This is a genomic window from Streptomyces sp. NPDC040410 (genome assembly GCF_055595715.1).
Window position 1 is genome coordinate 251,651 of record NZ_JBVIVK010000005.1, and the last position, 17,447, is coordinate 269,097.

Annotated in this window: 11 protein-coding genes; 3 read left to right on the forward strand and 8 right to left on the reverse strand. The window is 70.9% G+C overall.

The features are described 5' to 3' along the window. Positions 1-4: 4 nt before the first annotated feature. Positions 5-1,819, reverse strand: a complete 1,815-nt coding sequence (locus ACZ562_RS13425) for a SpoIIE family protein phosphatase (protein WP_471177500.1) — start codon at positions 1,817-1,819, stop codon at positions 5-7. A gap of 615 nt (positions 1,820-2,434) precedes the next feature. Here ACZ562_RS13425 and ACZ562_RS13430 point away from each other — a divergent pair. Both ACZ562_RS13430 and ACZ562_RS13435 read left to right on the forward strand, forming a co-directional pair. Next, positions 2,435-6,598 carry a HAMP domain-containing protein gene (locus tag ACZ562_RS13430; RefSeq protein ID WP_471177872.1) on the forward strand — a complete coding sequence of 1,388 codons (4,164 nt, stop codon included), beginning with the start codon at positions 2,435-2,437 and terminating at the stop codon, positions 6,596-6,598. Between the two features lie 12 nt (positions 6,599-6,610). Then, entirely contained in the window at positions 6,611-7,186 is a 576-nt protein-coding gene (locus ACZ562_RS13435; protein ID WP_471177502.1) for a response regulator, read from the forward strand. A gap of 82 nt (positions 7,187-7,268) precedes the next feature. On the opposite strand, the gene ACZ562_RS13440 is transcribed toward ACZ562_RS13435, so the two are convergent. Together ACZ562_RS13440 and lepA are read right to left on the reverse strand one after the other, a co-directional pair. After that, the gene (locus tag ACZ562_RS13440) at positions 7,269-9,143 is read right to left on the reverse strand and encodes an AMP-dependent synthetase/ligase (RefSeq protein ID WP_471177505.1); all 1,875 of its coding nucleotides are present in this window, start codon (positions 9,141-9,143) and stop codon (positions 7,269-7,271) included. 202 nt (positions 9,144-9,345) lie between these two features. Beyond that, positions 9,346-11,214 (reverse strand): translation elongation factor 4, encoded by a 1,869-nt coding sequence (gene lepA, locus ACZ562_RS13445; protein ID WP_471177507.1) that lies wholly within the window; start codon positions 11,212-11,214, stop codon positions 9,346-9,348. 265 nt (positions 11,215-11,479) lie between these two features. Between lepA and rpsT the strand changes: the two genes are divergently transcribed. Next, a complete protein-coding gene (rpsT, locus tag ACZ562_RS13450) occupies positions 11,480-11,746 on the forward strand; it encodes a 30S ribosomal protein S20 (RefSeq protein WP_171112387.1) in 267 nt (88 codons plus the stop codon). A gap of 199 nt (positions 11,747-11,945) precedes the next feature. Here the strand turns inward: rpsT and ACZ562_RS13455 are convergent, their stop codons facing one another. The 5 genes from ACZ562_RS13455 to ACZ562_RS13475 all read right to left on the reverse strand — a co-directional run bounded on the left by ACZ562_RS13455 (position 11,946) and on the right by ACZ562_RS13475 (position 17,440). Then, on the reverse strand, positions 11,946-12,341 hold the full coding sequence (locus tag ACZ562_RS13455) for a nuclear transport factor 2 family protein (RefSeq protein ID WP_471177511.1): 396 nt from the start codon (positions 12,339-12,341) through the stop codon (positions 11,946-11,948). A gap of 102 nt (positions 12,342-12,443) precedes the next feature. After that, positions 12,444-13,430 (reverse strand): DNA polymerase III subunit delta, encoded by a 987-nt coding sequence (holA, locus tag ACZ562_RS13460; protein WP_202424659.1) that lies wholly within the window; start codon positions 13,428-13,430, stop codon positions 12,444-12,446. A 77-nt stretch (positions 13,431-13,507) separates the two neighbouring features. Continuing rightward, entirely contained in the window at positions 13,508-13,762 is a 255-nt protein-coding gene (locus ACZ562_RS13465; protein WP_471177514.1) for a hypothetical protein, read from the reverse strand. Between the two features lie 41 nt (positions 13,763-13,803). After that, positions 13,804-14,643: an arylamine N-acetyltransferase family protein gene (locus tag ACZ562_RS13470; protein WP_471177516.1), complete on the reverse strand. Its 840-nt coding sequence runs from the start codon at positions 14,641-14,643 to the stop codon at positions 13,804-13,806. Positions 14,644-14,647: 4 nt separating this feature from the next. Next, positions 14,648-17,440 (reverse strand): ComEC/Rec2 family competence protein, encoded by a 2,793-nt coding sequence (locus tag ACZ562_RS13475; protein WP_471177518.1) that lies wholly within the window; start codon positions 17,438-17,440, stop codon positions 14,648-14,650. Positions 17,441-17,447: the final 7 nt, after the last annotated feature.

The window sequence follows — 17,447 nt, forward strand, 5'->3', positions numbered from 1 at the left end:
ATACCTACTCGGCCTGCAGCACCAGCAGCGCCAGGTCGTCCTCCGGCGGACGCCCGCCGAACTCGTGCACCAGCCGCCGGATGCGTTCCGCGATCAGCTGTGCGCTCAGCCCCGCGCATCCGGCGAGCGCCTGCGCGAGGCCGTCCTCGTCGTCGAACTGGCGCGAGCCGGAGCGCCGCTCCGTCACCCCGTCGGTCACGCACAGGAGGCTGTCGCCGGGCCGCAGCTCGAAGGTCTCGCTGGCGTACGTCTCGTCCTCGACGACCCCGAGCAGGGTCTGCGGCCGCGCGGCCGTAAGGACCTCACCGCCCGCGCCGAGGAGCAGCGGCAGCGGGTGCCCGGCGGACGCGAGGGTGCAGCGGACGCCGCCGCGGAAGGGAACGAGCTCGCCGTAGAGGAGGGAGAGGAAGCGGTTCTGCGGGCCGTCGCCGGGCCCGACCGGCCGGCCGCCCGCGGCCACCAGCGCGCGGGCCGCCGCGTCCGCGGCCTCCGTCGCGTCGTCCAGGAGCAGCTGGTTGAGGCGGTCGAGGACATCGGCGACGCGGTAGCCCTCGCGGGCCAGCAGCCGCAGCCAGGGCCTGGCCAGGCCGATGACGACCGCGGCCTCGGGGCCCTTTCCCTGGACGTCGCCGAGGGCGAAGCACCAGCGGCCGTCGCCGCCCGGGAACAGGTCGTAGAAGTCGCCGCTCGGCCCTCCTTTGTCGCACGGCTCGTACACCAGGGCGCTGCGCACGCCCGGTATCTCCGCGACGGCGCCGGGCAGCAGCCCGCGCTGCAGTACGGCGCTGATGGTGGCCTGCCGGGCGTACTGCCGGGCCGCGCCGATGGCCAGCGCCACCCGGCGGCCGAGGTCCTCGACGAGCCCGGTGATCTCGTCGGGGAAGCGCAGCAGCCCGGCCCGTCCGATGACCAGGGTGCCCAGCGGGCGGCCGCCGGCGACGAGCCGGTAGGCGAGGGCGGAGCCGTCCGTTCCGTGCGGGCCGAGCGCCTCGCCGGGCCAGGGGAAGGGAACGGGCTGCGAGCGTAGGCCGTCGGGCGGGCAGGGCGGGTCCTTCTCCAGGGTCCGGCGCAGTTCCTCGATGCGGTTCTCGCTGCAGTGCCAGACCCGGGCGAGCCGGGGGCCGGGAGTGAACCCGCCGCCGTCGCCCCAGCCGCCGCCCTCGGCCTCCGTCGAGCGGGGCGACCCCCATCTCCCCATGACCTCGTCCTCCAGCCACACGGCGCACCAGTCGGCGAGGCGCGGCACGATCAGCTGTCCGGCGAGCGCGGCGACCAGGTTCTCGTCGAGCTGCCCGGCGAGCAGGTCGGAGGCCTCGGCGAGGAAGGACAGCGCGCCGCGCTCGAGCCACTCACGGTCCCGTTCGGCTCGCTGCGGCTCGGGGGCGAGGATTCTGGCAACGTGCAGCCCGCGCTCCAGCGCGCGCTCCCCGGCGTACGCGGCGATCGCGTCGCCCGCCGCTCTGCCCTGGGCGGGCAGCCGCGCCCACACGGTCTTCGCGCCCGTGCGGTAGGTGATGCCCCAGGACTCGGCCAGCGCGGCGACGAGCCGAAGTCCGCGACCGTACTCCGGTGTCTCGTACGGTGCTTCGGCATCGGCGCCGCGCGGTGCGCGCGAGGGGTGGTGGTCGCCGACTTCGATGACAAGGGCACCGGTCTCCGGCTCCACCCGGCAGACGAGCTCGACGTCGGTGCCCGCGTGCACGACGGCGTTGGTGACGAGTTCGCTGACGGCCACCACGGCGTCGTCGGTGAGCCGGTCGGTGAGGTGTTGGGTGCCGGGCAGGCCGTGCTCGGCCCACTCGGCGAGCACGGAGCGCACGAGTGCGCGGGCGGAGCCGGGTGCGAGTGGGCCGCCTGGCAGGGTGGCGTGGGCTTCGGCTCGCCGGGGTACTTCGGCGTACGCGCTCGCATCGCCGCACGCGGGCGCGTCGCCACACGCGGGCTCGTGATCGTGGGCGGGCGCGTCGCCGTACGCGGGCTCGTCGCCGCACGCGGGCGCATCGCCGTACGCGGGCTCGTGATCGGGGGCGGGCGCGTCGCCGTACGCGGGCGCATCGCCGTACGCGGGCTCGTGATCGTGGGCGGGCGCGTCGCCGTACGCGGGCTCGTCGCCGCACGCGGGCGCATCGCCGCACGCGGGCTCGTGATCGTGGGCGGGCTCGTGATCGTGGGCGGGCGGGTCGCCGTACGCAGGCGCATCGCCGCACGCGGGCTCGTCGTCGTACGCGGGCGCATCGCCGTACGCGGGCGCGCCAGAGGATCGCGCTTCTTCGCGCTCAGGCACATCGGAGGCACGGGAAGCGGTCTCCCGTTGCGCCGGAATGGCCCCCATGGACAGCTCCCCGAACGGTTCGTACGAATACGCCTCAGTCGACGCCGACAGAGTGACAGACTGGGCACGCCCATAAGCGCCGAGTTACCGAAGTGGGCCGCCATGAGTGAGAACAGTGCTACGCGTGTGCTCGAAGACGGACAGAAAGACGGTCAGATTCGAGCATCTGATCTACGTCCCCTGCTCGCCGCGATGACGGCCGCCCGGGACGGCGACTTCACGAAGGTGCCGGAGACGAGCCACGGGCTCGTGGCCGAACTCACCGCGGTCTTCAACCAGGTCATCGACCGGAGCGTGCACTTCAACTCCGAGGTGCAGCGCGTCAAGCGGGAGCTGGTGCGGCACGGCCGGCTCGACGAACGGCTCTCGGCGAGCCCGGGACAGGGCGGCTGGACCTCCCGGGTCAACGACGTGAACCAGCTGCTCGACGCCCTGGTGGCACCGGCGGCGAACGCGACGCGGGTGCTCGACGCGGTGGCCGGCGGCGATCTGACCCAGCGGGTCGATCTGCACGACGGGAGCCGGCAGTTACGCGGCGATCTGCGGCGGCTGGGCCGGGCCGTGAACAAGATGGTCGACCAGCTGTCGCTGTTCACCGGCGAGGTGACCCGGGTCGCGCGCGAGGTCGGCACCGAGGGGCGGCTCGGCGGGCGGGCCAAGGTGCAGGGTCTGTCGGGCAGTTGGCGGGACGTGACCGAGGCGGTCAACACGATGGCGTCCCGGCTGACGGCCCAGGTGAGGGACATCGCCCTGGTCACCACGGCGGTGGCCCGCGGCGACCTGACCCGCACGGTCACCGTCGAGGCGACCGGTGAGCTGCTCGAACTGAAACTGACCGTGAACACGATGGTGGACCAGCTCTCCGCCTTCGCCGACGAGGTCACCCGTGTCGCCCGCGAGGTCGGCACCGAGGGCCAGTTGGGCGGCCGCGCCCAGGTGCGGGGTGTCAGCGGGGTCTGGAAGGACCTGACCGACAACGTCAACTTCATGGCCTCGAACCTGACGTCGCAGGTCCGCAACATCGCCCAGGTCACCACCGCCGTGGCCAACGGCGACCTGAGCCAGAAGATCACGGTCGACGCGCAGGGCGAGATCCTTGAGCTGAAGTCGACCATCAACACGATGGTGGACCAGCTCTCCGCCTTCGCCGACGAGGTCACCCGCGTCGCCCGCGAGGTCGGCACCGAGGGCAACCTCGGCGGGCGTGCCCAGGTGCGGGGCGTCAGCGGGGTCTGGAAAGACCTCACCGACAACGTCAACTTCATGGCCGACAACCTGACCTCCCAGGTGCGGAACATCGCCCTGGTGTCCACCGCCGTCGCCCAGGGCGACCTCGGCAAGAAGATCACGGTGGAGGCGAAGGGCGAGATCCTGGAGCTGAAGTCCACGATCAACACGATGGTGGACCAGCTCTCCGCCTTCGCCGACGAGGTCACCCGCGTCGCCCGCGAGGTCGGCACGGAGGGCAACCTCGGCGGTCAGGCGCAGGTGCGGGGCGTCTCGGGCGTCTGGAAGGACCTCACCGACAACGTCAACTTCATGGCCCTGAACCTGACTTCCCAGGTGCGGAACATCGCCCAGGTCACCACGGCCGTGGCCAACGGCAACCTGTCCAAGAAGATCACCGTCGACGCCCGCGGCGAGATCCTCGAACTCAAGGACACCGTCAACACGATGGTCGAGCAGCTGCGCGCGTTCGCCGACGAGGTCACCCGCGTGGCCCGCGAGGTCGGCACCGACGGTCGGCTCGGCGGCCGAGCCCAGGTGCTGGGCGTCTCCGGCGTCTGGCGTGACCTGACGGACAATGTCAACTACATGGCGGACAACCTCACTTCGCAGGTCCGCAACATCGCCCAGGTGGCGACGGCAGTGGCGCAGGGCGACCTGTCGAAGAAGATCGACGTGGACGCGCGCGGCGAGATCCTTGAGCTGAAGACCACCATCAACACGATGGTCGACACGCTGTCCTCCTTCTCCTCCGAGGTCACCCGTGTGGCCCGAGAGGTCGGCAGCGAGGGCCAACTGGGCGGCCAGGCACGGGTCGAGGGCGTGTACGGCACCTGGAAGCGCCTGACGACGAACGTGAACGAACTCGCCCTGAACCTGACCACCCAGGTCCGCGCGATCGCCGAGGTGGCCTCGGCGGTGGCCCAGGGCGACATGTCCCGCTCGATCACCGTGGAGACGCAGGGCGAGGTCACGGAGCTGAAGGACAACATCAACCTGATGGTGGCCAACCTCCGCGAGACCACCCGCGCGAAGGACTGGCTGGAGTCCAACCTGGCCCGTCTCGCCGCCCTGATGCAGGGCCACCGCGACCTGATGGAGGTCGCCGACCTGCTCCTGCGCGAGCTGACCCCGCTGGTGAACGCCCAGTACGGCGCGTTCTTCCTGGCCGACCCGGACGAGGACGGCGCGGCCCTGCGCACAACCGTTCCCGCGAAAGGGCTCGCGTTCATCGCCGGGTACGGCTCCGCGCAGGGCGCGACGGTGGACACCGGAGGAATGCCGGTCCACGGGCTGGTGCGCCAGGCGGCGCGCGAGAAGAAGCGGATCCTGGTGGAGGAGGCCCCGCCGGACTACATCAAGATCAACAGTGGGCTCGGTGAGGCCGCGCCCACCAGTGTCGTCATCATCCCGATTCTCTTCGAGGACAAGCTCCTCGGCGTGATCGAGCTGGCGTCCTTCTCCCGCTTCTCCGACGTACACCTCGCGTTCTTCGACCAGTTCGTGAACACCATCGCCGTCGCGATCAACACGATCATCGCCAACTCCCGTACCGAGTCCCTGCTCGGCGAGTCCCAGCGCCTCGCGATGCAGCTCCAGGAACGCTCGGACGAACTCCAGATGCAGCAGGCCGAGTTGCAGCGCTCGAACGCCGAACTGGAGGAGAAGGCGGCCCTGCTGGCCACCAGTTCCCAGTACAAGTCGGAGTTCCTGGCGAACATGTCGCACGAGCTGCGCACACCGCTCAACTCACTGCTGATCCTGGCCCGTCTGCTGTCGGACAACCCGGACGGCCATCTCACCGACCAGGAAGTGCAGTTCGCGACGACGATCCACCGCTCCGGCTCGGACCTGCTCCAGCTGATCAACGACATCCTCGACCTGTCGAAGATCGAGGCCGGCCGGATGGACGTACGCCCCAAGCGGCTCCCCCTCATCAAGCTGCTCGACTACGTCCACGCCACCTTCCGCCCGCTCACCCTCGACCGGGGGCTCGCCTTCGAGGTCTCGGTCGGTGAGGACGTACCGCGCGAGATGTATTCGGACGAGCAGCGCCTCCAGCAGATCCTGCGCAACCTGCTCTCCAACGCGATCAAGTTCACCGCGACGGGCCGGGTCGAGCTGCGGGTCAACCGGGTCAAGGACCCCGAGCACCACTACGTCCGCGACAGCGACGAGGTGATCGCCTTCGCGGTCTCCGACACCGGCATCGGCATCGCCCGGGAGAAACTCCCGGTGATCTTCGAGGCGTTCCAGCAGGCCGACGGCACCACCAACCGCAAGTACGGCGGGACGGGCCTCGGGCTGTCCATCAGCCGGGAGATCGCGGGGCTCCTCGGCGGCCGCATCATCGCCGAGAGCGAGCCCGGCAAGGGGTCCACCTTCACGCTGTACGTCCCTGTCGTCAGTCCCGGCCACTCGGCGACCGGCCCGGTTCCCGAGGACCGCCCGCTGCCGGTGCCGGACGAGCTGTCCGCCGGCCCCTTCCCGTCCCCTCACGACACGGACGACTCCTGGCCCGCGCCCACCAAGCTGGAGGCGTGGAAGTCGGGACGCGCGGGGCAGGTCCTGCCGGGCCGACGGGTGCTGATCGTCGACGACGACATCCGCAACGTCTTCGCCCTCACCCACGTCCTGGGCCGCGTCGGCATGCCCGTCCTCTACGCGGAGAACGGCCGCGAGGGCATCGAGACGCTGGAGCGCAACCCGGACGTCGAACTCGTCCTGATGGACATCATGATGCCGGAGATGGACGGCTACGAGACCATCGCCGCCATCCGCCGCACACCGCGCTGGACGGGCCTGCCCATCGTCGCGCTCACGGCGAAGGCGATGCCCGGGGACCGCGAGAAGTCCATCGCGCGGGGCGCCAACGACTACGTACCCAAGCCGGTGGACGTCGACCAGCTGCTGACCGTCGTCTGCGCCCTCCTGGACCCCGAGGCCACGGCGGGCACGGAGGGTACGGAGACGGACACCGACGGGGAACCGGGACCGGACACCTCAGGGGAGGCCGCGGTCCCACCGACGACTGAGTGAGGCACAGTCACCATGAGCGCTGAGGCAACGACCGATGAGCGCGCCAGCATCCTCCTGGTCGACGACATGGAGGACAACCTGATCGCGCTGGAGGCCGTCCTGAGGTCCCTCAACGAGCCGCTCGTACGCGCACGTTCGGGCGAGGAGGCGATGAAGGCACTGCTGCGGCAGCAGTTCGCCCTCGTGCTGCTCGACGTCCGCATGCCGGGCATGGACGGCTTCGAGACCGCCGCCAACATCAAACGGCTCGACCAGACCAAGGACGTCCCCATCATCTTCCTGACCGGCGCGGAGGACGACTCCGGCTACGCCTTCCGCGGCTACGCGACAGGTGCCGCCGACTACCTGACCAAGCCCTTCGACCCCTGGGTCCTGAGGGCCAAGGTGAGCGTCTTCCTGGACCTGCACCGGAAGAGCCAGCAGCTGGAACGCCTGCTGGCCCAGGAACAGGCGGACGGCGGCGAGGTGAGCACCCGCCTGGCCAAGCTGGAGGAACAACTGACCGGCGACGCGCCCCCGGACCTGCCCGCCCTGCGGGCACAGGTCCGAGAACTACGCCAACTGGTGAACAGGGGACGCGTCATCTGACCCGAAGGGGCGCGGGAACTGCGCGACAAGCCACGGCAAACCCGCAGCCGCCGAACAGTCCCCGCCACCCCTGCGCTCCTCGCTACGCCTCCCGCGCGCCGGCGTACATCTCGTCAATGAGGTGCTTGTACTCCCGCTCGACAACCGGCCGCTTCAGCTTCAGACTCGGCGTGATCTCCCCGTGCTCCACATCGAGGTCACGCGGCAGCAGACGGAACTTCTTGATCGTCTGCCACTTCTGCAGACCCTCGTTGAGCTGCGAGACGTACCCCCCGACCATGGTGACGGTGGCCGGCGCTGCGACGACCTCCGCGTACGACTTGCCCGCCAGCCCGTTGTCCTTCGCCCAGTCGAGGATCGACACCTCGTCGAGCGCGATGAGCGCCGTGCAGAAGTTCCGGTCGGCTCCGTGCACCAGGATGTTGGAGACGTACGGGCACACCGCCTTGAACTGGCCCTCGACCTCGGCGGGCGCGATGTACTTGCCGCCGGACGTCTTGATGAGGTCCTTCTTGCGGTCGGTGATACGCAGATACCCGTCGGGCGACAGTTCGCCGATGTCACCGGTGTGGAACCAGCCGTCCGGCTCCAGGACTTCGGCGGTCTTCTCGGGCAGCCCGTGGTAGCCCTCCATGATGCCGGGGCCGCGCAGCAGGATCTCGCCGTCGTCCGCGATACGCACCTCCGTGCCGGGCAGCGGCTTGCCGACCGTACCGGTGCGGTATGCCTCGCCGGGATTCACGAACGAAGCCGCGGACGACTCGGTCAGGCCGTACCCCTCGAGGATGTGGATGCCGGCGCCCGAGAAGAAGTACCCGATCTCCGGCGCGAGCGCCGCACTGCCCGACACACACGCACGCAGGTTCCCGCCGAAGGCCTCGCGGATCTTGGCGTAGACGAGCGCGTCGGCGACCTTGTGCTTGGCCCCGAGCCCGAAGGGGACGGACGCGGTGCCGGTGCGCCGGAAGTTGTCCTGCGCGACCTTGGCGTACTCGCGGGCGACCTCGGCGGCCCACTGGAAGATCTTGTACTTGGCCCCGCCGCCCGCACGGGCCTTCGCGGCGACCCCGTTGTAGACCTTCTCGAAGATGCGCGGGACGGCCGCCATGTAGGTCGGCCGCACGGCCGGCAGATTCTCGATGATCTTGTCGACGCGGCCGTCGACGGCGGTGACGTGCCCCACCTCGATCTGGCCCGAGGTGAGCACCTTGCCGAAGACGTGCGCGAGCGGCAGCCACAGATACTGCACGTCCTCGCCGCTGATCAGCCCGGTCGCGGCGGTCGCCTTCGCCATGTACGACCAGTTGTCGTGCGGCAGGCGCACACCCTTGGGGCGGCCGGTGGTGCCGGAGGTGTAGATGAGGGTGGCGAGCTGGTCCTTGGTGATCGCGCCGACCCGCTCCTTGATCAGGTCGGGGTTCTTCTCAAGGTACGCGGCACCCCGCTGCTCCAGCTCGGCGAGCGTGAGCACCCAGTCACCGGTCTCGACGCCGGCCGGGTCGATGACGACCACGTGGGTGAGATCGGGCAGCTCACCGCGCTTCTCCTGTGCCTTGGCGAGCTGAGCCGCGTCCTCGGCGATCAGCACCCTGCTGTCCGAGTCGGCGAGGATGAAGGCGGACTCCTCGGCGTTGGTCTGCGGGTAGACCGTGGTGGTCGCCGCGCCGGCGCACATGATGCCGAGGTCGGCGAGGATCCACTCGATCCGGGTCGAGGAGGCGAGGGCCACCCGCTGCTCGGCCCGCACGCCCAGCTCGATGAGTCCGGCCGCGATCGAGTAGACCCGTTCGGCGGCCTGGGCCCAGCTCAGCGATTTCCAGTCGTCCGGGCCCTGACCGGAGGCGGGAGGCATGGGGTAGCGGTATGCCTCGGCGTCCGGTGTGGCCGCGACGCGCTCCAGGAAGAGGGCCGCCACGGTCGGCGGACGGTTCTCGATCAGGGTCTGTGTGTCGCTCACGACATCCTCCGGGGCCCGCGACGGCGCGGCTGGCTCAGTTGCGGCTGTTGTTTAACTCGCGAGTAACTATCGGGCAGAGATCAGAGTAGAGCGCGACCGGCCCCTGCGTAAGGGGCGGCGGACTGTCACTTCCTACAGAGGAAAAGCGCAGGGCCCGCTGCGCGCAAGCGCAACGGGCCCTGGAAATCGGGGTGAGGGCGGGTTATTTCTTCCCCTTGCCCGATCCGGCGCTGTCATCACTGCTCAGTACGGCGATGAAGGCCTCCTGCGGAACCTCCACAGAGCCCACCATCTTCATCCGCTTCTTGCCCTCCTTCTGCTTCTCCAGCAGCTTCCGCTTACGGGAGATGTCACCGCCGTAGCACTTGGCGAGGACGTCCTTGCGGATGGCGCGGATGGTCTCGCGGGCGATGACCCGGGAGCCGATGGCGGCCTGGATGGGCACCTCGAAGGCCTGCCGCGGGATGAGCTCGCGCAGCTTGGCGACGAGCCGCACACCGTACGCGTACGCGGCGTCCTTGTGGGTGATCGCGGAGAAGGCGTCCACCTTGTCGCCGTGCAGCAGGATGTCGACCTTGACCAGGCTGGAGGTCTGCTCGCCGGTGGGCTCGTAGTCGAGGGAGGCGTAGCCACGGGTCTTGGACTTCAGCTGGTCGAAGAAGTCGAAGACGATCTCGGCGAGCGGGAGGGTGTAGCGGATCTCCACACGGTCCTCGGACAGGTAGTCCATGCCGAGCAGGACACCGCGCCGGGTCTGGCACAGCTCCATGATCGAACCGATGAACTCGCTGGGCGCCAGGATGGTGGCGCGCACGACCGGCTCGTAGACCTCGCCGATCTTCCCTTCGGGGAACTCGCTCGGGTTGGTGACGGTGTGCTCGGTGCCGTCCTCCATGACCACGCGGTAGACCACGTTCGGCGCGGTGGCGATGAGGTCGAGCCCGAACTCGCGCTCCAGCCGCTCGCGGATCACGTCGAGGTGGAGCAGGCCGAGGAAGCCGACGCGGAAGCCGAAGCCGAGAGCGGCGGAGGTCTCCGGCTCGTAGACCAGCGCGGCATCGTTGAGCTGGAGCTTGTCGAGGGCGTCGCGCAGCTCGGGGTAGTCGCTGCCGTCCAGCGGATACAGCCCGGAGAAGACCATGGGCTTGGGGTCCTTGTACCCGCCGAGCGCCTCGGTGGCCCCCTTGTGCTGCTGGGTGATGGTGTCGCCGACCTTGGACTGGCGGACGTCCTTCACACCGGTGATGAGGTAGCCCACCTCGCCGACGCCGAGCCCGTCGGCACCGAGCATCTCGGGCGAGTTCGTCCCGATCTCAAGGAGCTCGTGCGTGGCCCCGGTGGACATCATCCGGATCCGCTCGCGCTTGTTGAGCTGCCCGTCCACGACACGGACGTACGTCACGACACCGCGGTAGGAGTCGTAGACCGAGTCGAAGATCATCGCACGGGCGGGCGCTTCCTCGACACCGACCGGCGCCGGGATCTCCCGGACGACCCTGTCGAGCAGCGCGTCGACGCCGACACCGGTCTTCGCGGACACCCGCAGCACATCGTCCGGGTCGCAACCGACGAGGTTCGCGAGCTCCTCGGCGAACTTCTCGGGCTGCGCGGCCGGCAGGTCGATCTTGTTCAGTACGGGAATGATCGTGAGGTCGTTCTCCATCGCCAGGTAGAGGTTGGCGAGGGTCTGGGCCTCGATGCCCTGGGCGGCGTCGACGAGGAGGACGGTCCCCTCGCAGGCGGCGAGCGACCGCGAGACCTCGTAGGTGAAGTCGACGTGCCCGGGGGTGTCGATCATGTTGAGGATGTGCGTGTTGCCCGGATCCTGGGTCGGGGCCCAGGGCAGACGCACTGCCTGGGACTTGATCGTGATGCCGCGCTCACGCTCGATGTCCATGCGGTCGAGGTACTGAGCACGCATCTGCCGCTGCTCGACCACACCGGTCAGCTGGAGCATCCGGTCGGCGAGCGTGGACTTGCCGTGGTCGATGTGCGCGATGATGCAGAAATTGCGGATCAGAGCCGGGTCGGTACGGCTCGGCTCGGGCACATTGTTTGGGGTCGCGGGCACGCAGGGTCCTGTCTCTTGAGGCGCCTTATGCCTCGGGTCGGATCGATACGTAGGTTCCATGGTCCCACGGGCGGAGAGCGGGGGCGGATTTGCCCCGATGCAAGCAGATGCCGGCCCGTGCCCCGCGGCCGGTTTGGGCTGCCCGAAGTGCCGCTGGTACGCTGGGTGGCTGTGCCTCATGCCCTCTCAGCGCGAGGCACACCCCAAGAAAATCACCGGTACGGGACCCGTGCGGCCCCGTGCCAGAACCTGTAGAGGCTCATTCGTGGCGAACATCAAGTCCCAGATCAAGCGGATCAAGACCAACGAGAAGGCCCGGCTGCGCAACAAGGCAGTCAAGTCCTCTCTGAAGACCGCGATCCGCAAGGCCCGCGAGGCCGCTGCCGCGGGTGACGCCGAGAAGGCCACCGAGTACCAGCGCGCTGCCGCGCGTCAGCTCGACAAGGCCGTCTCGAAGGGCGTCATCCACAAGAACCAGGCCGCCAACAAGAAGTCGGCTCTGGCCGCCAAGGTCGCGTCCCTCAAGGGCTGACACTCACACCTTGATCTGACCGCCGTAGGGAATCGAGCGGGCCCTCTCTCATCCGCTCCCGTCCGGCACCCCTGGATCCGCGCGCGGCCTGCGTTCGCCACGCGGGCGCGGATCCACCGTCTTGAACCGAAGGCCCCGGCGCCTGCCCTTCCCCAGGGCGGTCACCGGGGCCTTCGGCGTGCTCGGGCGAGCGCAGGGATCACTCCCAGAACGCGTTGCTCTTCTCGATGTCCGCGACGCACTCGTCGAGGTCGGTGATCTTGTCTCCTACGACCCTGAAGACGATGCCGCCGATCTCGTCGATGTGCTTGCCCTTGCGGTCGGCCGAGAAGTGGTGCACGGAGACCGCGTGCCCCCGGCCGTCCACCAGGATGTTGCGCAGTTCGACGCGCAACGTGCCGCCCGTCTCCTCGAAGAGCCGGCCGTACATCTCGATGACCGCGTTCTGTCCCTTGAAGTCGCCCGACAGCGGGTGACTGCCGGGGACGTGGTGCGCGGCGTCCGCCGTCATCAGACTGCGCAGGGTGTCCATGTCACCGCGTGTGAAGGCTTCGTAGCCCTGGCGTACGAGCGCTGCGTGCGGGTGTTCAGCCATGCCGACCGCCACCTCTCATTGCCTCGGCGTTGTGCGGCTGCTACACCCGATTGTCCTCTCCGGCGCCGCGACGGCGACTGGATCACCGGGACCGCGTGCCCCTCACCGCCCCCGGGAACGAGCCGCCCTGGCGATCGCGACGACCGCCTTCTCCAGGGCGTACTCCGGATCGTCGCCGCCGCCCTTGACCCCCGCGTCCGCCTCGGCCACGGCCCGCAGCGCCACGGCCACCCCGTCCGGCGTCCATCCCCGCATCTGCTGCCGCACCCGATCGATCTTCCACGGTGGCATCCCGAGCTCCCGGGCCAGGTCGGCGGGCCGGCCCCCACGGGCCGACGACAGCTTGCCGATCGCCCGCACCCCCTGCGCCAGCGCACTCGTGATCAACACCGGCGCCACGCCGGTCGCCAGCGACCACCGCAGCGCCTCCAGCGCCTCCGCCGCCCGGCCCTCGACCGCCCGGTCCGCGACCGTGAAACTGGAGGCCTCCGCCCGCCCCGTGTAGTACCGCCCGACGACCGCCTCGTCGATCGTCCCCTCGACATCCGCGACCAGCTGGGACACCGCCGACGCGAGCTCGCGCAGATCACTCCCGATCGCGTCCACGAGCGCCTGGCACGCCTCGGGCGTGGCCGACCGCCCGAGCCCGCGGAACTCACCCCGCACGAAGGCCAGCCGGTCCGCCGGCTTCGTCATCTTCGGGCACGCCACCTCCCGCGCCCCGGCCTTGCGCGCGGCGTCGAGCAGTCCCTTGCCCTTGGCGCCGCCCGCGTGCAACAGCACAAGGGTGATCTCCTCGGCGGGCGCCCCGAGATACGCCTTCACGTCCTTGATCGTGTCGGCCGAGAGATCCTGGGCGTTGCGTACGACGACGACCTTGCGCTCCGCGAAGAGCGACGGACTCGTCAGCTCGGCCAGCGTGCCGGGCTGCAACTGGTCCGGGGTCAGATCACGTACGTCCGTGTCGGCATCGGCGGCCCTGGCGGCGGCCACCACCTCCCGCACGGCACGGTCGAGCAGGAGGTCCTCCTGGCCCACGGCAAGGGTCACCGGGGCGAGCGGGTCGTCATTCGCAGTCTTCCTGGCCATCGCGACAAGCATCGCACGCACCACTGACAGTCGGGCCCGGCCACCGCACCTTACGAGGCCGGCCCCGACGCGCGGGGCTACGGCTCCTCGCGCCAACCGTCCCACTCCCCCACGAACTCGTCCAGCTCCCGGGGATCGAGCCGCCCCTGCTCGTCGCGCAGGACGACGAGCCACTGTGCGTCCTCGGCGTCGTCCTCCCCGGCCAGCTCGTCCCGTACGAGCCGCGGCTCCTCGTCCAGCCCGAACCGCTCCCCGAGCGCCTCGGCGGCCTCCTCCGCGGCGTCACGGTCGGGCAGCACCAGCACATGTCTCACGTCACTCACGCAGGCCATTGTCCGGCACCCGCACGGGACACCCCGCGGGAGGCGGCCCGTCAGCCGTCCAGGTCGGTATCGCGCACCGCCGGCACACGGTCGAGTTCGATGCCGAACCGGTCCCGGTACACCGCGAGCACCTCGGCGTCCGCGGCCAGTTCGCGCACCTCACGCGTCCCGTCGGGGGCCGTCACCGTGAAGCTGCGGCCGCTGAGCGTGATCCTCCCTCCGTCCTCCGCGACCCGCGAACAGACCAGCGACCGTGTGAAGTGCGACACCGGCGAGGTGCTGTGCCACCAGGCCCCGGCAACGAAGTCGCCGAGCACCCGGGACCGCACCTCCAGGCGGTACTGAGCCTTGCCGTTCATCACGACGTCCAGATCCGCCGCCTCCGCCGCTCCGGCCCCGCCCCGCACCCCGGCCGCGTCCGGCTCCGCCTCGGCGATCCGGAACACGCCGCCGGGATCCGACTGTTCTCCCCTCTCCCCGAACGCCAGCGGGTAGTGGCTGTGCGCCCCGAAACCCACGTCGGCCAGCCAGTCGTCCCCGTCCACCGTCCGCACCCGCAGCGCAAGGTGGTCGTACGGGATCCCGAGGCGCCCCTCGTCCCCGTACACCCGTGCCGCGAGCAGCGTGACGTCGAAGCCGAGCGCGGTCAGCAACGTCCCGAACGCGCCGTTCAGTTCGTAGCAGAACCCGCCCCGTCGCGCGCCCACCACCTTGTCCAGCAGCTGCTTCTCCTCCAGCACGATCTGCTCGCCGAGGTGGATCGACAGGTTCTCGAAGGGCACGGTCCGCAGATGGCGCAGCTGCAGATCGCGCAAGGCGTCGACGGTGGGCCGCGCGGGGCGCTCGGCTCCCAGGCGGCGGAGATAGGCATCGGCCTGTGCGGAATTCATGACCTCAGTCTCGCGCCACGCGCACCTCCCCGCCGCCCGTACCGGTAACTGCCAGCGCCCCGTCCCGGTCCGTCCGCAGCACCGCCGCGCCGCCGGCCCGCAGCGCCGCGACCGTGCCAGGAGCCGGGTGCCCGTACGGGTTGTCGCTCCCGCAGGAGATCAGCGCCAGCCGCGGGGCCGCCCGGCGTATCAGGTCCGGATCCTGGTAGGCCGAACCGTGATGGGCCACCTTCAGCACGTCCACGCGGCCCAGCCGCGCTCCCGCCGGGGTCCTCAACAGGGCCTGCTGGGCCGGGGGTTCGAGGTCTCCGAGCAGCAGGAGCCGCAGCCCGGCCGACCGGGCGATCAGCGCCACGCTCGCGTCGTTCGGACCGTCCGGTTCTGGCGCCGGACGCGGCGGTGGCCACAGCACCTCCCAGGACAGGGACCCGGTGCGCCGCCGCTCTCCGGCCACGGCGCGCGTCAGGGGGATCCCCCGTGCCGCCGCCGCTCTGCGTACGAACTCCGCCTGGTCCACGGGCTCCCCGAAGCCCGTCGTCTCGATCGCGCCGACCGAGCGGCCGCGCAGCACGCCCGGCAGACCCGCCACGTGGTCGGCGTGGAAGTGGGTCAGCACGACCAGCGGAATCCTGGTGACGCCGAGCGTGCGCAGGCACCGGTCCGCGAGCTTCGGGTCGGGTCCGGCGTCCACCACCACGCCGGTCCCCTCACCGGCCGCGAGAACGGTCGCGTCGCCCTGCCCCACGTCGCACATCGCGAACCGCCAGCCCGGCGGCGGCCAGCCCGTCACCACCCGGGTCAACGGCGGCGGCTGCACCACCACGAGCAGAAGCAGCACTCCACAGGCCCCGCACAGCCACGGGTGGCCGAGCAGCCACCGGCCCGCGCACACGACCACCGCCGTGACGAGGGCGAGCAGCAACGCCCCGGTCCAGCTGCCCGGCCAGTCCACCCCCGCGCCCGGCAGCTCCGCCCCGGTGCGCGCGATCGTGGCGAGCCACCCGGTGGGCCAACTCGCGCACCAGGCCAGCGCCTCGGCCACCGGCATCAGCACCGGCGCCGTCGTCAGCGCCGCGAAGCCCAGCACGGTGGCCGGTGCCACCGCGAACTCCGCCAGCAGGTTGCACGGCACCGCCACCAGGCTCACCCGCGCCGAGAGCACGGCGACCACCGGCGCGCACAGGGCCTGTGCCGCGGCCGCCGCACCCAACGCCTCGGCCAATCGCGGCGGAACCCGGCGCCGCCGCAGCGCCGCACTCCAGCGTGGCGCGAGAGTGAGCAGGGCTCCGGTGGCCAGGACCGAGAGCAGGAAGCCGTAACTGCGGGCCAGCCACGGGTCGTACAGCACCAGCAGGAGTACGGCCGTCGCCAGTGCGGGGATGAGCGACCTCCGGCGTCCGGTCGCGAGGGCGAGCAGGGCCACGGTTCCGCAGGCCGCGGCCCGCAGCACACTGGGGTCCGGTCTGCACACGACGACAAAGCCGAGCGTGAGCGCCCCGCCGAACAGCGCGGTCGCCCTGAGGGGGAGTCCGAGCCGGGGTGCCATCCCCCGGCGCTCGACGAGCTGGGCCAGGCCGGGCGGCCCGAGGAGCAGGGCGAGCAGGATGGTGAGGTTGCTTCCGGATACCGCGAGCGTGTGCGCGAGGTCCGTCTCCTTGAACGCCTCGTCCAGCTCCGGGGTGATCCGTGACGTGTCCCCGACGACCAGCCCCGGCAGCAGCGCCCGGGTGTCCGCGGGCAGCCCGTCCGTCGCCTCCCGCAGCCCGGCCCGCAGCCGGCCCGCGAGCCGCTGCGGCGCCGACGGCTCTCTCACCACGTCCGGCACCGCCCGGTCCCGTACCCGCAGGACGGCCACGATCCGGTCGCCGGACGCCGTCGGGAGCGCCAGCCGCGCGGTGACGCGCAGCCGCGTGGACGGCAGCAGCCCGAGCCAGGGCGACCGGGCCGAGCCGTCCGCCTTGGCCCGCGGACCCGCGTCGACGATCACCAGCACCGGCGTGCGCGTCGCCACCCCCGATCCGTTCACCTCCTCGACGCGTCGTACGTCTGCCTTGATCAGTACAGCGGCCGGGGCCATGTGATTCCCGCTGATCCGGGGTCTGGTGATCCGCGGATCGGAGGTGATCTCGATCTCTGCGGTCACGGTGGCGTACTCCCGTGCCAGCGTCGGCACCGGTCCGCGCCGCAGATCGGCGCCGTGCAGACCGGCGGAAACGGCGACCGCGCTGACACAGAGCAGCACGGCTGCGACAGAGGCGCGGGGCCAGGTGAGGCGTTGAGAGCGGCCATGCGCGCGCCGGTGTGCTGCGGCTGGGAGCGGGGGCGTGGGCGCCTGCGCCTGCGCCTGCGCCCGCGCCGGTTCCTGTTCCGGGGGCGGGGGCGGGGGCGGGGGCGGCTGCGGCTTCAGCCCCGGCGGCGGTTCCGATCCCGGCTCCGGCGCCGTCTCGGGTTCCGGCTCCGGCGCCGTCTCGGGTTCCGGCTCCGGCGCCGTCTCGGGTTCCGGCTCCGGCGCCGTCTCGGGTTCCGGCTCCTGCTCCGACGCTGGCTCCGGCCCGGTCGCCCCGCCGTCGGTAGGCGTGTGGCGCCGTGTCGCCATCAGTGCGCCGGCTGCGGCGAGGCATGCGAGCGTGACGCCTGTGATCCACTCCGGCGGGGCGTCCACCATCAGCGCGGCCGTCACCCAGGCCGCGAGGGCGGGTGGCACGAGTCGTAGGTCGGCCGGTCCTTCCTGTCCCGGGTGAGCTACTCCGAGCCGCTTGCCGGTGACGGCGCGCACCGCGGCCTGCCCTCGGTCCATGGACCCC

Excerpts from the sequence above, each read along its gene's own strand:
- ACZ562_RS13430 (WP_471177872.1), top strand. The coding sequence starts at position 2,435 with ATGAGTGAGAACAGTGCTACGCGTGTGCTCGAAGACGGACAGAAAGAC.
- holA (WP_202424659.1), bottom strand. The coding sequence starts at position 13,430 with ATGGCCAGGAAGACTGCGAATGACGACCCGCTCGCCCCGGTGACCCTT.
- ACZ562_RS13465 (WP_471177514.1), bottom strand. The coding sequence starts at position 13,762 with ATGGCCTGCGTGAGTGACGTGAGACATGTGCTGGTGCTGCCCGACCGT.
- ACZ562_RS13470 (WP_471177516.1), bottom strand. The coding sequence starts at position 14,643 with ATGAATTCCGCACAGGCCGATGCCTATCTCCGCCGCCTGGGAGCCGAG.
- ACZ562_RS13475 (WP_471177518.1), bottom strand. The coding sequence starts at position 17,440 with ATGGACCGAGGGCAGGCCGCGGTGCGCGCCGTCACCGGCAAGCGGCTC.
- ACZ562_RS13455 (WP_471177511.1), bottom strand. The coding sequence starts at position 12,341 with ATGGCTGAACACCCGCACGCAGCGCTCGTACGCCAGGGCTACGAAGCC.
- ACZ562_RS13435 (WP_471177502.1), top strand. The coding sequence starts at position 6,611 with ATGAGCGCTGAGGCAACGACCGATGAGCGCGCCAGCATCCTCCTGGTC.